15 protein-coding genes are annotated in these 18124 nt (G+C 70.7%); all 15 read left to right on the forward strand.

Annotated features, from left to right (window positions below):
- Nucleotides 1-119: 119 nt before the first annotated feature.
- Nucleotides 120-1838: a BCCT family transporter gene (locus DAI17_RS00290; RefSeq protein WP_107770917.1), complete on the forward strand. Its 1719-nt coding sequence runs from the start codon at nucleotides 120-122 to the stop codon at nucleotides 1836-1838.
- A 126-nt stretch (nucleotides 1839-1964) separates the two neighbouring features.
- Complete coding sequence (locus tag DAI17_RS00295; RefSeq protein ID WP_107770918.1) at nucleotides 1965-4490, forward strand: GcvT family protein; 2526 nt, start codon at nucleotides 1965-1967, stop codon at nucleotides 4488-4490.
- A 70-nt stretch (nucleotides 4491-4560) separates the two neighbouring features.
- Nucleotides 4561-5340, forward strand: coding sequence for an electron transfer flavoprotein subunit beta/FixA family protein (locus DAI17_RS00300; RefSeq protein WP_107770919.1), 780 nt, complete (start codon nucleotides 4561-4563; stop codon nucleotides 5338-5340).
- On the forward strand, nucleotides 5337-6320 hold the full coding sequence (locus tag DAI17_RS00305; protein ID WP_107770920.1) for an electron transfer flavoprotein subunit alpha/FixB family protein: 984 nt from the start codon (nucleotides 5337-5339) through the stop codon (nucleotides 6318-6320). Before DAI17_RS00300 ends, DAI17_RS00305 begins: the two co-directional genes overlap by 4 nt.
- 195 nt (nucleotides 6321-6515) lie before the next feature.
- Complete coding sequence (locus tag DAI17_RS00310; protein ID WP_107770921.1) at nucleotides 6516-7472, forward strand: ABC transporter ATP-binding protein; 957 nt, start codon at nucleotides 6516-6518, stop codon at nucleotides 7470-7472.
- A 7-nt stretch (nucleotides 7473-7479) separates the two neighbouring features.
- On the forward strand, nucleotides 7480-8265 hold the full coding sequence (locus tag DAI17_RS00315; protein WP_107770922.1) for an MlaE family ABC transporter permease: 786 nt from the start codon (nucleotides 7480-7482) through the stop codon (nucleotides 8263-8265).
- 2 nt (nucleotides 8266-8267) lie between these two features.
- Complete coding sequence (locus DAI17_RS00320; protein ID WP_107770923.1) at nucleotides 8268-9095, forward strand: MlaE family ABC transporter permease; 828 nt, start codon at nucleotides 8268-8270, stop codon at nucleotides 9093-9095.
- Nucleotides 9096-9102: 7 nt separating this feature from the next.
- Nucleotides 9103-10404: an MCE family protein gene (locus DAI17_RS00325; protein WP_107770924.1), complete on the forward strand. Its 1302-nt coding sequence runs from the start codon at nucleotides 9103-9105 to the stop codon at nucleotides 10402-10404.
- Entirely contained in the window at nucleotides 10404-11438 is a 1035-nt protein-coding gene (locus tag DAI17_RS00330; protein WP_107770925.1) for an MCE family protein, read from the forward strand. Before DAI17_RS00325 ends, DAI17_RS00330 begins: the two co-directional genes overlap by 1 nt.
- A 70-nt stretch (nucleotides 11439-11508) precedes the next feature.
- Complete coding sequence (locus DAI17_RS00335; RefSeq protein WP_325049838.1) at nucleotides 11509-12483, forward strand: MCE family protein; 975 nt, start codon at nucleotides 11509-11511, stop codon at nucleotides 12481-12483.
- A gap of 3 nt (nucleotides 12484-12486) precedes the next feature.
- Nucleotides 12487-13626 (forward strand): MCE family protein, encoded by a 1140-nt coding sequence (locus tag DAI17_RS00340; RefSeq protein ID WP_107770927.1) that lies wholly within the window; start codon nucleotides 12487-12489, stop codon nucleotides 13624-13626.
- The gene (locus DAI17_RS00345) at nucleotides 13623-15047 is read left to right on the forward strand and encodes an MCE family protein (protein ID WP_107770928.1); all 1425 of its coding nucleotides are present in this window, start codon (nucleotides 13623-13625) and stop codon (nucleotides 15045-15047) included. Before DAI17_RS00340 ends, DAI17_RS00345 begins: the two co-directional genes overlap by 4 nt.
- The gene (locus DAI17_RS00350; RefSeq protein WP_107770929.1) at nucleotides 15044-16351 is read left to right on the forward strand and encodes an MCE family protein; all 1308 of its coding nucleotides are present in this window, start codon (nucleotides 15044-15046) and stop codon (nucleotides 16349-16351) included. The genes DAI17_RS00345 and DAI17_RS00350 overlap by 4 nt, the downstream gene beginning before the upstream one ends.
- 145 nt (nucleotides 16352-16496) lie before the next feature.
- Nucleotides 16497-17117, forward strand: coding sequence for a hypothetical protein (locus DAI17_RS20800; RefSeq protein ID WP_159081257.1), 621 nt, complete (start codon nucleotides 16497-16499; stop codon nucleotides 17115-17117).
- Nucleotides 17114-17944: a J domain-containing protein gene (locus DAI17_RS20805; RefSeq protein ID WP_159081258.1), complete on the forward strand. Its 831-nt coding sequence runs from the start codon at nucleotides 17114-17116 to the stop codon at nucleotides 17942-17944. Before DAI17_RS20800 ends, DAI17_RS20805 begins: the two co-directional genes overlap by 4 nt.
- The last annotated feature ends 180 nt before the right edge of the window (nucleotides 17945-18124 follow it).

Below are 18124 nucleotides of genomic sequence, written 5' to 3' on the forward strand. Positions count from 1 at the left end.
TCCGCTCCCGGCGGAGCCGCCGGGTGCTTGACGTGACCTGCGCCACAGAGCACAGTGGTTGCGCCCTTCGCTCTTCGTTGCGGAGGGCGCAACCGCTCCCCCCCGCGAAGGAGTAGGACATGGCGCAGGTCACCCGTGAGGCACCGCCGGGTCACGGCGGCGAGGAGCACGTGCCACGCCGGGGGCACGTCCCCCTGGACAAGGTGACCTTCGGGGTCGCCGCCGCCCTGGTCGTGGCTTTCCTGTTGTGGGGGACCCTGGACTCCGAGGGGATGGGCACCGGCACCGGGGAGGTGCTCGGCTGGCTGACCAGCACCTTCGGGTGGTTGTTCATCCTGGTGAGTGCGGGCTTCCTGCTCTTCTCGGCCTTCCTCGCCGTCTCCCGCTACGGCAACATCCGGCTCGGGCCCGACGACTCCGAACCGGAGTTCCGGACCTTCTCCTGGGTCTCGATGATGTTCGCGACCGGCATGGGCATCGGCCTGATGTTCTGGGGCGTCGCCGAGCCGCTGACCTACCTCACCGCCACCGACCCGGCCAGCATCCCGCCGGGACGCGGCGACCCGTCCACCCCCGACAGCGCCCGGGTCGCCATGGAGTACGCGTTCTTCCACTGGGGATTCCACCCGTGGGCGATGTACGCCGTGATCGGTCTCGCCATCGGCTACTTCGCCTACCGCAAGGGCGCCGGCAACCTGGTCTCGGCCGCCTTCGGCCCCCTGCTCGGCGAGCGCGCCACCCAGGGGCCGGGCAAGGCCATCGACATCATCGCCATCTTCGCGACCCTCTTCGGCTCCGCCACCTCGCTGGGCCTCGGGGCGCTGCAGATCACCGGAGGGCTCGACGACGTCTTCGGCACCGGCTCGTCGAGGTGGGTGACCGTGGCGGTCATCGGGGTGCTGACCGTCTGCTTCGTGCTCTCCGCGGTGACCGGCGTCGAGCGCGGGATCCAGTACCTCTCCAACGCCAACGCCGTCGCGGCGCTGCTGCTGGTCTTCTTCCTCTTCGTGGTCGGGCCGACGGTGTTCATCCTGAGCACCTTCACCGAGTCGATCGGCGGCTACCTCACCCACCTCCCGACCATGGCCTTCCGCACCGGGGCCTTCGGCGGCGACGAGTTCCTGAGCGCCTGGACGATCTTCTACTGGGCCTGGTGGATCTCCTGGACGCCCTTCGTCGGCATGTTCATCGCCCGCATCTCCAAGGGCCGCACGATCCGCCAGTTCGTCATCTACGTGATCCTGGTGCCGAGCGTCGTGTCGTTCGTGTGGTTCTCGATCCTGGCGGGCTCGGCCTTCGACCTGCAGCTCTCCGGAGCCAAGGACCTCGGCGCCGTGCTGGCCGAGCAGGGCACCGAGAGCGCCCTGTTCAGCACGCTGCGCGAGTACCCGCTCGCCAGCATCACGGTGGTCCTGGCGGTGTTCCTGGTGGCGATCTTCTTCATCACCGGTGCCGACTCGGCCTCGATCGTGATGGGGATGCTCAGCCAGCACGGCAAGGAGGAGCCGATGCGCTGGCTGATCATCTTCTGGGGCGTCGCCCAGGGGGCGGTGGCCGCGGTCCTGCTCTTCTCCGGCGGCCTCGGGGCGCTCCAGACCCTGGTGATCATCGTGGCCGGACCGTTCATGCTGGTCATCGTGGCGATGTGCGTCTCGTTGATGAAGTCCCTGCGCGAGGAGCCCTACGAGTCGACGCTGCCCTCGCGGGTCCGCCGGGCCGTGCTGCACGCGCAGAAGTACGACCTCGAGCACCAGCACTCGGTCGCCCTGGCCACCCTCGGTGCCGACCCGGTCCCGGCGGAGGAGGGCGAGGAGGTCCCGCCCGACGCCCGCACCTGACGTCGTACGCCCGTGACGCCGTCGTCCCCGGCCCGAGTCCCTTGACACTCGCCGGGGGCGGCGGCGTACATTTTTCTCGACGCACATAGCGCAACACGTTGCGCATTAAGCAACAGGAGAACCGCCATGGCAGAGGTTCCAGCAACCGCAGACGTCGTCGTCATCGGCGCGGGGATCGTGGGCAACAGCCTCGTCCACCACCTGACCCGGCTGGGGTGGCGCAACGTCGTGCAGATCGACAAGGGCCCGCTGCCCAACCCCGGCGGCTCGACCGGCCACGCGTCCAACTTCATCTTCACCGTGGACCACTCCCGAGAGATCACCGACCTGACGCTCGACTCGGTGCGGCAGTACCAGGAGATGGGCGTGTTCACGCAGTCGGGCGGCTTCGAGATCGCTCGGACGCCGGAGCGGATGGAGGAGCTGCGCCGGCGCATGTCGAGCGCCCGTGCATGGGGGATCGAGGCCGAGCTGGTCAGCCCGGAGTTCGTCAAGGACAAGGTCCCCTTCATCGAGACCGACCAGTTCATCGGCGCCTTCTGGACCCCCGGCGTCGGGGTCGTCGACTCGCTGCGCGCCGGCACGATCATGCGCGAGCGTGCGCTGGCGACCGGTGAGCTCACCGTCGTCCCGACCGTGGAGGTCGTCGGGCTCGACACCGAGGAAGGCCCCCACGGGCGCCGCCGGATCACCCGGGTCCGGACCACCGGTGGCGACATCGAGACCGGGACCGTCGTCATCGCGGCCGGCGTGTGGAGCCCCAAGCTCGGCGACATGGCCGGCATCAGCATCCCGCTCACCCCGGCCGTGCACCAGATGATCAGCGTCGGTCCCTGCCCGCAGCTGGCCGAGAAGGAGGGCGAGATCTCCTTCCCGATCGTCCGGGACATGGACACCTTCTGCTACGAGCGCCAGCACGGTGCCGACATGGAGGTCGGCTCCTACGCCCACCGTGCGATCCTGCACGAGCCCGAGGACATCCCCTCGATCGACCAGGCCAAGCTGTCGCCGACCGAGCTGCCGTTCACCTCCGACGACTTCGACCCCCAGCTCGAGCAGGCCTACGAGCTGATGCCCGAGCTGCTCGGGGCCGAGGGCGCCGAGATGCGCTACGCCATCAACGGCCTGCTGTCCCTGACGTGCGACGGCAACCCGATCCTGGGGGAGAGCGAGGTCGCCGGGCTGTGGACCGCGGCGGCGGTGTGGATCAAGGAGGGGCCCGGCGTCGGTCGCGCCGTTGCGGAGTGGATGACCGAGGGCCACTCCGAGATCGACCTCCACCACAGCGACATCGCCCGCTTCCACCAGCACCAGAAGCGCCGCGAGCACACCCGGCTGCGGACCACCGAGTCGTTCATCAAGACCTACGGCATCATCCACCCCGGCGAGCAGTACGAGTCCGACCGCGACCAGCGCCTCTCGCCCATGCACGCCTCCCAGCAGAAGCTCGGCGCGGTCTTCTTCGAGACCGCCGGCTGGGAGCGTCCGTTCTGGTACGAGTCCAACGCCGGTCTGCTCGAGCAGTACGGCGACGCGGTGATGCCGCGTGAGCACGAGTGGGACTCCCGGTGGTGGAGCCCCATCATCAACGCGGAGCACCTGCGCATGCGCGAGGCGGCCGCGGTGATCGACCTGTCGGCGTTCTGCATCTTCGACATCACCGGACCGGGTGCGCTCGACACCGTCCAGCGCACCTGCGTCGCCCAGTGCGACGTGGCGGTCGGCAAGGTGGTCTACACGCCGGTGCTCGACGCCAAGGGCGGCTTCCGCTCCGACCTCACCGTGATGCGGCTGGGCGAGGACCACTTCCGCGTCGTGACCGGCGGCGCGCACGGGATGGCCGACCGCGCCTGGTTCGCGGGGCACCTGCCGGACGACGAGGCCACGACGCTCACCGACCTCACCGACGACGTGTCCACCATCGGCATCTGGGGCCCCCGCGCCCGGGACATCCTCGCCTCGCTGACGTCCGACGACGTCTCCGACGCCGGGTTCGGGTTCCTGACCTGCCGGGAGGTGGACGTCCGGGGGACGACGGTGCTGGCCTCCCGCATCTCCTACGTCGGCGAGCTCGGCTGGGAGCTCTACGTGCCGATGGAGTCCGCGGCCGACCTCTGGGAGGCGCTGCTCGAGGCGGGCGCCCCGCACGGCGCCGTGCCGGCCGGCATCGGCGTCTACGGCACGACCGGGCGGATCGAGAAGGGCTACCGGGCGTACGGCGCCGAGCTCGACAGCGAGCGCACCATCGTCGAGGCGGGCATGCAGCGCCCCAAGGTCAAGGTGGCGGACTTCGTCGGCAAGGAGGCCTACCTCGCCCAGCGCGAGGCGGCCCCCGCCGCGGTGCTGTGCACGCTGACCGTCGACGACCACACCTCGGCCAGTGGGATGAAGCGCTACATGCTCGGCGGGGAGCCGATCCTGACCGCCGACGGGCGCACGCTCACCGACGGCCACGGCCACCACCCCTACGTCACCTCGGCCGGGTCGGCGCCCTCGCTGGGCAAGCACGTGCTGCTGGCCTACCTGCCGCCCGAGGAGGCCGTCCTGGGCAACCAGCTCGCGGTCTCCTACATGGAGGAGCTCTACCCGGTGACGGTCGGCTCCGTCGACGCGACCCCGCTCCTCGACCCCGACAACGAGCGGATCCGCTGATGAATCACCCCACGCCGTTCCCGGCCTCCCCCGCTTCGCTCCTCCGCCCGACAACGCCGCGGGGACCCCGATGAACGCACTCGACGTCCTCGTCTGCGTCAAGCGGGTCCCGGACTCCACCAGCGAGCTCGTGCTGACCGAGGACGGCCAGGGTGTCGACGGCCGGTTCGCCGGGTTCACGATGAGTCAGCACGAGCAGTGCGCCGTCGAGATCGCCGTGCAGGTGGCCGCGGCCACGGGCGGAGCGGCCAGCGTCCTCACCCTCGGCGACGGCGACGCCGTGGAGCAGCTCCGGGCGGCGCTCGCGGTCGGGTGCACCGCCGCGACCCACGTGGTGGCCGACAGCCAGCAGCTCGGCCCGGCCGACGTGGCCCGGGAGATCGCCGCCGTCGTCCGCGCCCACGAGGCCGACGGCCGGCCGCACGACCTGGTGCTCCTGGGCCACGACGCGGCCGACACCGGCGACTTCCAGGTCGGCATCCGGCTCGCCTACGAGCTGGGACGGCCCGTGGTCAACGGCGTCACCGTGGTGTCCGTGGAGGACGGGGTGCTGACCGCGAGCGGGGACGGCCCGGACGGCCACGAGACCTACCGGGTCCCGCTGCCGGCGGTGGTCACCGTGCTGGAGGGCGGGGTCGAGCCGCGCTACCCCACGGTCCCCGGACGCATGAAGGCCAAGAAGGTCCCGGTCGAGGAGCGCGGCCTGGCGGGAACCCCGGCCGGTGCGGCCCGGGTGCGCTGGTCGCTGCCGCCGGCGGCGCCGAGCGACGTCCAGGTCCTCGGGAAGGGTCCGGAGGCCGCCCCGGCCGTCGTCGACCTGCTCGAGCAGCTGGGGGTGCTGGCGCGATGATCCTCGTCCTCGTCGAGAAGGACCTCGCCGGCGACGCCGTCGAGGTGTCCCTGGAGACCCTGACCTTCGCGCGCTCCCTCTCCGAGGCGGGCGGCGGGGTGCCGATCGACGCGGTGGTCGTCGGTGACGTCCCACCGGCGCTCCGGTCGGAGCTGGCGTCGTACGGCGTCCGCGGCGTGCACGCGCTCACCGGCCCCGCCTTCGACGCCTTCGCCGGGGCGGCGTGGGCGTCCGGCATCGAGACCGTGCTGGCCACCACCCGCTCGGTCGTCGTGACCGCCGCCGGCACCCCGCGCGGCGGTGAGGTGCTCGCGCACGTCGCGGCCCGGGCCGGCGTGCCGATGGCGGCCAACGTGCTGTCCTTCGGCGGCCTCTCGCCCTTCGTCGTCACGCGGCAGGTGGTCGGCGGCCAGGCGCTGGAGGAGATGCAGCTCGCCGGCCGCCCCGCCGTGTTCACCGTCGCCGGCCACGCCGTCGAGGCCGCCCCGGCCGCCGCTGCTGGGCCGGCGGAGGTCCACGAGCACTCGCCCGAGGTGGCCGAGGCCGACCTCGTGGCGCGGGTGGTGTCCACCGACGAGCCCGAGCCCGACCTGTCCGGGGGCCTCACCTCGGCCCGCGTGGTCGTCGGCGCCGGGCGGGGCGCCGGCAGCGCCGACGGCTTCGCCGACCTGCTCGAGCTCGCCGACCTGCTCGACGCGCCCCTCGGGGTCTCCCGCGTGGTCACGTCGCTCGGCTGGCGCCCGCACCACGAGCAGGTGGGGCAGACGGGCAGCCGGATCTCCCCGGACCTCTACATCCCCTGCGGCATCAGCGGCGCCATCCAGCACTGGGCGGGGTGCAGCAGCGCCAAGGCGATCCTGGCCATCAACACCGACGCCGACGCGCCCATGGTCACCCGGGCCACCCACGCCGTCATCGGCGACCTCCACGAGGTCGTGCCCGCCATCAACGCGGAGATCCGGCGGCGCCGTACGGGTTGAGCCCCCGGCCGGTCACCTCCCCGTAGAGGATTCACGCGTCACGCAGAGTGACACTCCGCGTACATCCCGTGACGCGGCGGCATTTCGTGCGTAACCTCGCGGCCACGTCCGCGTTGGTCCCTCGAAGGAACGGCGCGGACTGCTGTTGCCGGGAGAGCCGTCGTACGACGACGCCGACCAGAGGGAGGCTGCGCCATGGGTGTGGAGATCAGGGTCGACGACCTCACCAAGTCGTTCGGCAAGCAGCTGATCTGGGGCGACGTCACCCTGACGATCCCCGCGGGCGAGATCTGCGTGATGCTCGGCCCGTCCGGCACCGGCAAGTCGGTCTTCCTCAAGACCCTCATCGGCCTCATCAAGCCCGACAGGGGTTCGATCATCATCGAGGGCACCGACATCGCGAGCTGCTCGGAGCGGGACCTCTACGAGATCCGCAAGCTCTTCGGCGTCCTGTTCCAGGACGGCGCGATGTTCGGCTCGATGAACCTCTACGACAACGTCGCCTTCCCGCTGCGCGAGCACACGAAGAAGACGGAGTCGGAGATCCGCGACGTGGTCATGGAGAAGATGGACCTGGTGGGCCTCGTCGGGTCGGAGGACAAGCTCCCCGGCGAGATCTCCGGCGGCATGCGCAAGCGCGCCGGCCTGGCCCGGGCGCTGGTGCTCGACCCCGAGATCGTGCTCTTCGACGAGCCCGACTCCGGCCTCGACCCGGTGCGGACAGCGTTCCTCAACCAGCTCATCGTCGACCTCAACGCCCAGATCGACGCGACGTTCCTCATCGTCACCCACGACATCAACACCGCGCGCACGGTCCCCGACAACATCGGCCTGCTCTACCACCGGCACCTGGCGATGTTCGGCCCGCGCGAGATGCTGCTCAGCTCCGAGGAACCGGTCGTGCGCCAGTTCCTCAACGCCCAGAAGGTCGGCCCCATCGGCATGTCGGAGGAGAAGGACGCCGACGAGCTCGCCGCCGAGAAGGACCAGGAGCTGCCGCCGCTGCCGCCCATCCCGATGCAGCTCGACCCGTCCAACGGCATCCCGCGGCGCAGCCAGCGCCCGCCGGGGGAGTGGTGCCGCGAGAACGGGGTGACCCCGCCGCCCGGGTCCTTCGAGAGCGCCAACGCCGGCCTGGCTCCGGGGGTCTGACCGCACCGTGTCGTCCCTCACCGCATCCCGGGCGCTCGCCCCGATCGGGACCGCAGGCAAGCTCTTCGCCTTCGCCCTCGACGTGGGCCGAGCCGTCTTCCGGCGCCCCTTCCAGCTGCGCGAGTTCCTGCAGCAGGCGTGGTTCATCGCCTCGGTCACCATCGTCCCGACCGCCCTCGTCGCCATCCCGTTCGGTGCCGTCATCGCGCTCCAGGTCGGCGGGCTCATCAAGCAGTTCGGCGCCCAGTCGTTCACCGGGTCGGCCTCGGTCCTCGCGGTCATCCAGCAGGCCGCGCCGATCGGCACCGCGCTGCTGATCGCCGGTGCGGGCGGGTCCGCCATCGCCGCCGACCTCGGCGCCCGCAAGATCCGCGAGGAGCTCGACGCGATGATGGTGCTGGGCATCGACCCCATCCACCGGCTCGTCGTGCCTCGCGTGCTGGCCTGCATGCTCGTCGCGTTCTTCCTCAACGGGATGGTCAGCGTGGTCGGCGTCGCCGGCGGCTACGTCTTCAACGTGGTGCTCCAGGACGGCACGCCGGGGGCGTACGTCGCCAGCTTCACCGCCCTGGCCCAGCTCCCCGACCTGTGGATCGGCCTGCTCAAGGCCCTGGTCTTCGGCCTGATCGCCGCGATCGTGGCGTCCTACAAGGGCATGAACGCCGGCGGCGGTCCCAAGGGCGTGGGCGACGCGGTCAACGAGTCCGTCGTCATCACCTTCCTGCTCCTGTTCGTGGCCAACTTCGTCCTCAGCATGATCTACCTCCAGGTCGTGCCCCCGAAGACGGGATGACCATGGCCGACCTCAGGAACGTCTACCGCAAGCCGCTCGGGTCGCTCGACGACCTCGGCGGGCAGCTCGCCTTCCACATCGGCGTGCTCAAGGCCGTGCCGCGCTCGGTCACGCGCTACCCCCGGGAGATCCTCCGGATCCTGGCGGAGGTCACCCTGGGCTCGGGCGCCCTCGCCGTCATCGGCGGCACCGTCGGGGTGATCCTCGGCATGACCTTCTTCACCGGTGCGCAGGTCGGCCTGTCCGGCTACGCCGCGCTCAACCAGCTCGGCACCGCCGCGTTCTCCGGGTTCGTCTCGGCCTACTTCAACACCCGCGAGATCGCCCCCCTGGTGGCCGGCATCGCGCTGGCGGCGACCGTGGGCTGCGGCTTCACCGCGCAGCTCGGCGCCATGCGGATCTCCGAGGAGGTCGACGCGCTCGAGGTGATGGCCATCCCGTCGATGCCGTTCCTGGTCGCCACCCGGGTCGTCGGCGGCCTCATCGCCATCATCCCGTTGTACGTCGTGGGGCTGCTGTCGTCGTACTTCGCCAGCCGCCTGGTCGTGACCACCTTCTACGGCCAGTCCACCGGCACCTACGACCACTACTTCAACGCGTTCCTGCCACCGGGCGACGTGCTCTGGTCCTTCGGCAAGGTGCTCGTCTTCGCCGTGACCGTCATCCTCATCCACTGCTACCACGGCTACACCGCCTCCGGCGGCCCGGCCGGGGTGGGCGTGGCCGTCGGCCGCGCGGTGCGCACCAGCATCGTGGCGGTCAACGTGATCGACCTGTTCCTGTCGATGGCGATCTGGGGCACCACCACGACCGTGAGACTGGCGGGGTGAGGCGGCCGTGAACCCCCTCCGCGCGATCACGGGCAACCACAAGGTGCTCGGCGTCGTCTTCCTGTGCCTGATCCTCACCGGGGTCTGGGCGGCCTACGGCGTCTTCACCAAGAAGTTCACCGACTACGACGAGGTCACCCTCCAGACCTCCAAGATCGGGCTGCAGCTCCCGATGCGGGCCGACGTCAAGATCCGCGGCGTCCAGGTCGGCGAGGTCATCGACATCGACGCCGACTCCGAGGGCGCCCGGCTGACGCTGGGCCTCTACCCCGACGAGCGCGGGCAGATCCCGGCCAACGTGACGGGCTCGATCGTGCCCAAGACGCTGTTCGGCGAGAAGTACGTCTCCCTGGTGGTGCCCGCGCAGCCGTCCGGCGAGAGCATCGCCGTCGACGCGACCATCGAGCGCACCGAGGTCTCGACCGAGGTGGAGCAGGTGCTCTCCGACCTCTACCCGCTGCTGCGTGCCGTGCAGCCGGCCGAGATCAACATGACGCTCAACGCGATCGCCACCGCGCTCGAGGGCCGCGGCGACCAGCTCGGCGAGAACCTCGAGACGGTCGACGGCTACCTCAAGCGCTTCAACCCCGAGATCCCGGCGCTGGTGGAGGACCTGCGGCTGACCGCCCAGGTGTCCGACATCTACGCCGACGTGCTGCCCGAGGTCGCCACCATCCTGCGCAACACCATCACCACCACCCAGACGCTGGAGGGCCGCGAGGACAAGCTCAACGCCCTGTTCAAGGACATCGGCCGCTTCTCCGCGACGACCGAGCGCTTCCTGGACGCCAATGGCGACAACCTGATCCGTCTCGGTGACCTGGGGCGCACCCAGCTGCGCCTGCTCGCGCGCTACGCCCCGCAGTACCCCTGCCTGCTCGAGGGCATCGTCAACGCCGGCGAGCTCCAGGCCGAGGCCTTCCGCGGGTTCACCCTGCACATCGTGCTGGAGACCCTGCCCAACCAGCCGCGCGCCTACGGCCCGCAGGACGCCCCGACGTACGGCGACAACCGCGGCCCCTACTGCGGCCGGCTCCCCAACCCGCCCTGGAACCAGGACAACCCCGTGACCCACCAGCCCGACTTCGTGGACGGCATCGACGAGCCGACCGGCAAGGGCACGTCTCGTGCCCCCGCCGGCTGGGCAGGGGGCGACGGCTACACCGGCGGACGCGACGAGGCGGCCCTGCTCAAGGGCCTGCTCGGCACCGCCATCGGCACCGGCGCGCAGGACGTGCCCGACCTCGGCGTGCTCCTCGTCGGCCCGATGGCGCGGGGCGCCACGGTGACGCTGGGGGAGGCCCGCTGATGCCCCGGCTCGACGCCAAGACCTCGGTCGACCTCGCCAAGCTGATGGTCTTCATCCTGGTCACGACGCTGGCCACGGGAGTCCTCGTGGTCACCATCGGCAACCTCACCTTCGGGGAGACCCGCAGCTACAAGGCGGAGTTCGTCAACGCCACCGGGGTGGTCGAGGGGGACGACATCCGGGTGGCCGGCGTCAAGGTCGGCGTCGTCGAGGACATCGAGATCGTCGACCGCACCCGCGCCCTGCTCAGCTTCACCGTCGACGAGGACACCGCCGTCACCGGCGGCACGTTCGCGACCATCCGCTACCGCAACCTCGTGGGGCAGCGCTACGTCGCGCTGACGCAGGAGATCGGCGACACCGCACGCCTGCCCGACGGTGCGACCATCCCGGTCGACCGCACCAAGCCGGCGCTGGACCTGACCGTGCTGTTCAACGGCTTCAAGCCGCTCTTCCAGGCGCTGTCGCCCACCGACATCAACAAGCTCTCCTACGAGATCGTCCAGGTCTTCCAGGGCGAGAGCGGCACCCTCGAGGGGCTGCTCGAGCACACCGCCTCGGTGACCTCGACCCTCGCCGACCGCGACGAGGTCATCAGCGACCTCATCGACAACCTCAACCAGGTGCTGGTCCACATCGGCGACCGCGACGAGCAGCTGTCCCGGCTCATCGGCTCCTTCCGCACCCTCATCGGCGGGCTCAAGGACGACCGGCAGGCGATCCTGGGCTCCCTCGACGAGATCTCGGACCTCTCCGTGGAGACCTCGAGCCTGCTGTCCGGCATCCGCAAGCCCTTCGTCAAGGACATCGAGGAGCTGCGCGAGGTCGCGGGCAACATCGACAAGAACAAGGCCGAGCTGGACCGCGCCATGCAGGTGCTCCCGATCAAGCTGGAGAAGATCGGCCGCACGGCGATCTACGGCTCGTGGTTCAACTTCTACCTCTGCGAGTTCCAGGGCCGCGTCAAGCTGCCCGGCAACCTCGACGTCCCGGTCTCCTACCAGCCGGGCTCCGATCGGTGTGATCTCGGATGAACACACCCCACGACGTCCTGCGCTCCTTCCGCTGCGTTCCCTCCGCGCACAACGCCGAGGGGCCCCCGACATGAGCTCTCCCATGAAGCCCTTCCGCGAGCGCAACCCCGTGGTGATCGGGTTCATCAGCCTCGTCGTGCTGGCGCTGCTGCTCACCGCCGCGATGCGCGCCGACGACCTCCCGCTCATCGGCGGCGGCGACACCTACCGGGCCGCCTTCAGCGAGTCCGGAGGGCTCAAGAAGGGCGACGAGGTCCGCATCGCCGGCGTCCGCGTCGGCAAGGTCGACGAGGTGGCCCTCGAGGACGGCAAGGTCGTGGCGACCTTCAAGGTCGACCGCGGCGAGTCCTTCGGGCCCGACACCCGGGCAGACATCAAGGTCAAGACGCTGCTGGGCGCGATGTACCTCTCCCTCGAGCCCGCCGGCACCGGCCAGCTCGAGGAGGGCTCGACGATCCCCCTCGAGCGCACCTCCTCGCCGTACGACGTCGTGGACGCCTTCGAGGGCCTGGCCGGCACCACCGACAAGATCGACACCGACCAGCTCGCCGGCGCCCTGACCACCCTGGCCGACCTGACCCGCAACACCCCCGAGGAGTTCCGCTCGGCGCTGGACGGCGTCACCCGGCTCTCGGCCAACGTCGCGGCCAAGGACCAGCAGATCAACGAGCTCCTGGTCAACCTCGACAAGGTGGCCGGGGTGCTGGACGAGCGCGACGAGGACATCGTCGCTCTGATGCGCGACGCCGACGTCCTGTTCCGCGCGCTGGTGGGCCGCCGCGAGGCGATCCACGACCTGCTGGAGTCCACCTCGACGCTCTCGCGCGAGCTGACGCTGCTGGTGGAGCAGAGCCGCGCCGACCTCAAGCCCGCCCTGACGCACCTGGAGAACGTCGTCGCCGTGCTCAACAAGAACGAGGACAACCTGGACAACAGCCTGCGGCTGATGGCGCCCTTCTACCGCGTGTTCGCCAGCACGCTCGGCACCGGCCCGTGGTTCGACACCTACATCCAGAACCTGCCCCCGGCACCGCAGGTGGGCTGACCGATGGACACACTGAGGAAGGTCGCCGTCCCGCTGGTCGTCATCGCCCTGGTGACGGCCGCGGCGGTCACCATGTTCGCCGGCGGCGACTCCAAGCGCCTCGTCGCCCACTTCCCGCGCACGATCTCGATCTACGAGGGCAGCGAGGTGCGGGTCCTGGGCGTGCCGATCGGCCAGGTGGAGACCGTGGAGCCCTCCGGGACCGACGTCGTGGTCACGATGACCTACGACAGCGAGGTCGAGCTGCCGGCGGACGCCAAGGCGGCCATCGTGGCGCCGTCGATCGTCGGTGACCGCTTCGTCCAGGTCACCCCGGCCTACACCGGCGGCGAGGTGATGGCCGACAACGTCGAGCTGCCCGTGGAGCAGACCGCCGTGCCGATCGAGCTCGACCAGATCTACGAGAGCCTCGACACCCTCAACGTCGCGCTGGGTCCCAACGGGGCCAACCGCAACGGGGCCCTCTCCGACCTGCTCGCGGTGACGGCCGACAACTTCGACGGCCAGGGCGACGACCTGCGCTCGACCCTGGGCAACTTCGCGCGGCTCACCTCCACGCTGGACAACAACAAGGAGGAGCTGTTCGGCAGCGCCGAGCAGCTCGGCAAGTTCATCGAGACCCTGGCCGAGAACGACCAGACCGTGCGCAGCTTCAACCAGTCGCTGGCCGACGTCTCGGACCTGCTGGAGGAGGAGAAGGAGGAGCTCTCGGCCTCGCTGCGCAACCTGTCGGTGGCGCTCACCGAGGTCTCGTCCTTCGTCAAGGACAACCGCGAGGTCCTCGGGCGCAACATCTCCGGGCTCAACCGGGTGTCCAAGGTGCTGGTCAAGCAACGCGACGCTCTCGACGAGATCCTCCGGGTCGGGCCGCTGGCGCTCAACAACCTGGCGCTGACCTACAACCCGCAGGCCGGCACGCTCGACACCCGCGCCAACCTCGGGGAGCTCGTCGGCCAGCTCGAGGCCGACCCCGCGACGTACCTGTGCGGGCTCACCAGCCAGGTCAAGGGTGCCGAGGACGTCTGCGACACCATCCAGCAGGTCCTGCCGCGCGCCGGGAAGCTGCCCAAGGGCCCGGTCCCGGCCCGTCCCGGCCAGCGCTTCGACCCGACGCTCGGCGGTCTCGTGGAGGTGTCGCGATGAACCGGCTCCGCTCGCTCGCGCTGCTCGTGGTGACCACGCTGTCGCTCTCCGCGTGCGACTTCGACGTCTACGAGCTGCCCCTGCCCGGCGGGCCGGACGCCGGCTCCGACCCGATGACGGTGACCGTCCACTTCGCCGACGTGCTCGACCTGGTGCCACGGTCCACGGTCAAGGTCAACGACGTGTCGGTCGGCCAGGTCACCGAGGTGTCCCTGGACGGGTACGCCGCGGTGGTCGAGCTGGAGATGCGCCGCGACGTCGAGCTGCCCGACAACGCGGTCGCCGAGATCCGGCAGACCAGCCTGCTCGGCGAGAAGTTCGTCTCGCTGGAGGCGCCCCAGGAGGGCGCGAGCAGCAACCGGCTCGAGAGCGGCGACGAGATCCCGCTCGAGCGCACCGGCCGCAACCCCGAGGTCGAGGAGGTGCTCGGCGCGCTGAGCCTGCTCCTCAACGGTGGCGGCGTGGGCCAGCTCCAGACCATCACCCGGGAGCTCAACAACGCCCTCGAGGGACGCGAGGGCACCGCGAGGTCGGTGCTGCGGCAGGTGCGCGACTTCATGGGCCAGCTCGACGCCAACAAGGGCGACATCGTCGACGCCATCGAGAAGCTCAACCGCCTCGCCCTGAGCATCCGCGAGGAGCAGCCCACGATCGACGCGGCGCTCGAGGAGCTGCCCAGCGCGCTGGACTCGATCGACCGGCAGCGTGAGGACCTGGTCACGATGCTGCGGTCGCTGGAGGACCTGAGCGCGGTCGGCGTGAAGGTGATCCGGGCGTCCAAGACGGCGACCATCGACTCGCTCGAGGCGCTCAACCCGGTGCTGAGCCAGCTGGCCGCGTCGGGCGACGACTTCACCAAGGCCTTCCACGTGTTCCTGACCTACCCGTTCGTCGACGAGGTCGTGGGCCGGGACCCGCAGGTCGCCCGCAACCTGCACATGGGTGACTACACCAACCTGTCGGTGACGCTGGAGATCGACCTCTCCCAGGGCGCCACGGGCCTGCCGACGCTGCCCACCAACCTGCCCTCGCAGGTCGACCCCACCCAGGTCCTCGACAACGTGCTCGAGTGCCTGGCCAGCGGGGACATCGCCAGCCCCGCCTGCCAGGAGGTGCTCGCCACCCCCACCGAGCTGCTCAAGCTGCAGGAGGAGTGCCGCAAGGAGCGCAACAAGGACAAGGACGTGTGCCGCGAGCTCGACCAGGTGCCCAACCTGCCCGTGCCGCTGCCGACCGAGACGACCACGGTCCCCGGCGTCCCGGTGCCGGTGCCGAGCCTGCCCGGGGTGCCGACGCTGCCCGGCGCCGGGCGGGCCGGCACCCAGCAGCGCACGCCGCAGGGCCCGACGTACGGAGAGCTGATGGACTCCTTCGACCCCGCCCTGGTGAGCCTCCTCGTCCCCGGGATGGTGCTGCGATGATCACCCGCCGCACCCGCATGCAGCTGCTGGTCTTCGCCGTCATCACGCTGCTGGGCGTCAGCTACGTCGGCGCCCGCTACGCCCGCCTCGACCGGGTGTTCATCGACGACACCTACACGGTGGTCGCGCACTTCGCCGACTCCGGTGGCGCCTTCGCCGGGGCCGAGGTGTCCTACCGGGGCGTCCGCGTGGGCGAGGTCTCGGAGATGGTGCTGACCGACGAGGGCGTCGACATCCACCTCGACATCGACGACGAGCAGGGCCGCATCCCGGCCGACAGCCTGGCGCTGGTGGGCAACCGCTCGGCGGTCGGCGAGCAGTACGTCGAGCTGCAGCCGCAGGTCGACGGCGGTCCGTTCCTGAAGGACGGCTCCGAGATCGACGTGGACCGCACCCGGACCCCGATCCAGACCGACACCCTGCTCACCAACCTGTCCGACACCGTCCGCAGCGTCGACGAGGAGGACCTCCAGACGGTCACCACCGAGTTCGGTGCGGCCTTCGGCGGCGCGGGGGACGACCTCCAGACGATCATCGACTCGGGAACTGCGTTCATCGACGCCGCCGACGCCAACTTCGAGATCACCACCAAGCTGATCCGCGACGGCAACACCGTGCTCGAGGGCCAGGTCGCCTCCGAGAGCGCGCTGCGCTCCTTCGCTCGCGACCTGAGCAGCTTCTCCACCTCGCTGGTCGGGTCGGACGAGGACCTGCGCTCGGTGATCGACAACGGCAGTGCGACCGCCACCCAGCTGCGGACCTTCATCGAGGACAACGAGGTCGAGCTCGGCGAGCTGCTCAACAACCTGGTCACCACCGGTGAGGTCGTGGTCGAGAACATCGAGGGCGTCGAGCAGCTGCTGGTCATCTACCCCTACGTCGTCGAGGGCGGCTTCACCGTCGTGTCCAGGACCCCGGCGACCGGCAACTACGACGCCCACTTCGGCATGGTGCTCACCTCCGAGCCGCACGTGTGCACCGGTGGCTACGAGGGGACCGACACCCGGCCCCCACAGGACGGCGGCAACCTGCCGATGAACGTGGCGGCCCGGTGCACCGAGCCGGCGTCGAAGTCCAACGCACGGGGCGGCCAGCACGCCCCCCGCGCGGGAGCGTCGTACGCGCCGCCGGCGGCCGGTCCGTCGGCGCCGCCCGTGGCGGCCTACGATCCTCGGACCGGCGAGCTGGTCTGGGGCGAGGCCGAGGCCGCGCGGCTGCAGTCGCGCGGTAGCGTCGCACCCCGCACCTTGGGAGAGGAGTCGTGGAAGTGGCTGTACCTCCAGCCGCTCCTCACGGGCAGGTGACCCGCGTAACCCGGTCCTTCCGGACTCGTTGTCCTGTGCGGAGTCGGGGAGGGACCGACACCACGCAGGGTCTCGGCCGCTGCGCGGTCGCAGGAGCGGCGGGAGGCCGACTCCCTGATCAGCTTGGAGGGAAGGATCCGTGGACGTGCTGACTGCCCCACCCCCGGTCGACGACAGCGGGTCGAGCGCCACGGCGCCCGGCCGCGAGCCGGCGTCGACCTTTCGCACCGCCCTGGCCGGTGTGCTCGTGCTGGCGCTGCTCGTCGCGGCCGGCGTCCTCGCGTGGTTGCTCCTCGCGCGCGGCGGCGACGGCGACGACGTGCAGTCCTCCCGCGAGGAGGTGATGGCGCAGACCGAGCAGTTCATGCTGCGCATGGGCACCTACGGTCCCGACCTCCTCGACGAGAAGGGCGGCATGCCGGAGTACCGCGAGCGTGTCACCGGCGTGATCACCGACAAGTTCGCCGCGTCCTTCGAGAAGGAGGCCGGCACCGCCGAGCAGCTCGTCGCGCAGGCGGGGGTCACCCGGGCCGCCGACGTCTTCGCCACCGGCGTCTCCAGCATCGACCAGGACTCGGCCCGCGCCCTGGTCGCCGGCACCTTCAGCGACTCCTACGAGGTCAAGGGCGAGACGGTCGACCAGGAGCCGATCCCGTTCCGGATCGAGGTGAGCCTGGTCAAGGTCGAGGGGGAGTGGCTCGTCGACGACTTCGACCCGGTCTCGTCCGACGAGGCCGCCCCCACGGACGCGGGAGGCCGGCAGTGAGCAGCCAGACCACGAGCCCGAGCTGGTACGACGTCCTCGACGTCGACCCCGGCGCCTCGACCGACGAGGTGCGCGCGGCCTGGCGCGCCGGCATCGCCGACCTCGAGCCCGGCTCGCGCCGCTTCGCCTCGCTCAACGCCGCCGCCGAGGTGCTCCTGGACCCGCACCGCCGGGCGGCGTACGACGCCTCGCTCGGCGAGGGCGCGCCCGTCGCGGCCCCGGGCACCGCGCCGGACCCCACGTCCGGCACCGTGCGGGACACCCAGCCCGACCTCGTCCCGGACGCGGACGGTGCGCCCGATGACCGGGAGTCGGTGACCGACAGCGCCCGTACGGGCCGCGACGTGCCGACGTGGCTGCTGGCCGTGCTCGGGCTCGTGGTCGCCGCGCTGGTCGCGGGGTGCGCCTGGGCGTGGCAGGCGACCTCGGGGGAGACCGAGGAGGAGGCGACCCGGGCCGCGCAGGCGGCCGCGGAGCGCGCCATCGTGCCGGTCCTCTCCTACGGCTTCGAGACCCTCGAGGAGGACCAGGCGCGGGCGCAGGGCTACCTCACCTCCGACTACCGCGAGGACTACGACCAGCTCTTCGCGGTCATCTCCGACAACGCCCCGCAGACCGAGACGACCGTCCAGGCGGAGGTGGTCGCGTCCGGGATCGTGCGCTCGGGCCGGGACCGGGTCGACGTGCTGGTCTTCGTCGACCGTCCCACCACCAACAAGCTCACCCCGGAGCCGGAGACCTACAAGGACCAGGTCACCGTGACCATGCAGCGGGTCGGCGACGAGTGGCTCGTCGACAACCTGGTCACCTCGCCCGCCCGGCGCTGACCACCGGGGCACTCCTGCACGTCGGACACGCCGGCGTGGCGACGCGGTCCGGTCCGCGCCGGGGTCGGTGCTTGACCTGTCCCCGGTCGGCGGACATGATCTTCGGCAACGCGAGAGCGAACGGCGAGACGATCATCGATTTTTCGCCATCGACCCCGCCTTTGAAGCGAGCCCTGTGGT

Origin of the sequence: Nocardioides sediminis (genome assembly GCF_003047295.1) — a bacterium.
Taxonomy (GTDB): domain Bacteria; phylum Actinomycetota; class Actinomycetes; order Propionibacteriales; family Nocardioidaceae; genus Nocardioides; species Nocardioides sediminis.

Excerpts from the sequence above, each read along its gene's own strand:
- DAI17_RS00310 (WP_107770921.1), top strand. The coding sequence starts at position 6,516 with ATGGGTGTGGAGATCAGGGTCGACGACCTCACCAAGTCGTTCGGCAAG.
- DAI17_RS00295 (WP_107770918.1), top strand. The coding sequence starts at position 1,965 with ATGGCAGAGGTTCCAGCAACCGCAGACGTCGTCGTCATCGGCGCGGGG.
- DAI17_RS00335 (WP_325049838.1), top strand. The coding sequence starts at position 11,509 with ATGAGCTCTCCCATGAAGCCCTTCCGCGAGCGCAACCCCGTGGTGATC.
- DAI17_RS00330 (WP_107770925.1), top strand. The coding sequence starts at position 10,404 with ATGCCCCGGCTCGACGCCAAGACCTCGGTCGACCTCGCCAAGCTGATG.
- DAI17_RS00305 (WP_107770920.1), top strand. The coding sequence starts at position 5,337 with ATGATCCTCGTCCTCGTCGAGAAGGACCTCGCCGGCGACGCCGTCGAG.
- DAI17_RS00345 (WP_107770928.1), top strand. The coding sequence starts at position 13,623 with ATGAACCGGCTCCGCTCGCTCGCGCTGCTCGTGGTGACCACGCTGTCG.
- DAI17_RS00350 (WP_107770929.1), top strand. The coding sequence starts at position 15,044 with ATGATCACCCGCCGCACCCGCATGCAGCTGCTGGTCTTCGCCGTCATC.
- DAI17_RS00320 (WP_107770923.1), top strand. The coding sequence starts at position 8,268 with ATGGCCGACCTCAGGAACGTCTACCGCAAGCCGCTCGGGTCGCTCGAC.
- DAI17_RS00290 (WP_107770917.1), top strand. The coding sequence starts at position 120 with ATGGCGCAGGTCACCCGTGAGGCACCGCCGGGTCACGGCGGCGAGGAG.
- DAI17_RS00300 (WP_107770919.1), top strand. The coding sequence starts at position 4,561 with ATGAACGCACTCGACGTCCTCGTCTGCGTCAAGCGGGTCCCGGACTCC.
- DAI17_RS00340 (WP_107770927.1), top strand. The coding sequence starts at position 12,487 with ATGGACACACTGAGGAAGGTCGCCGTCCCGCTGGTCGTCATCGCCCTG.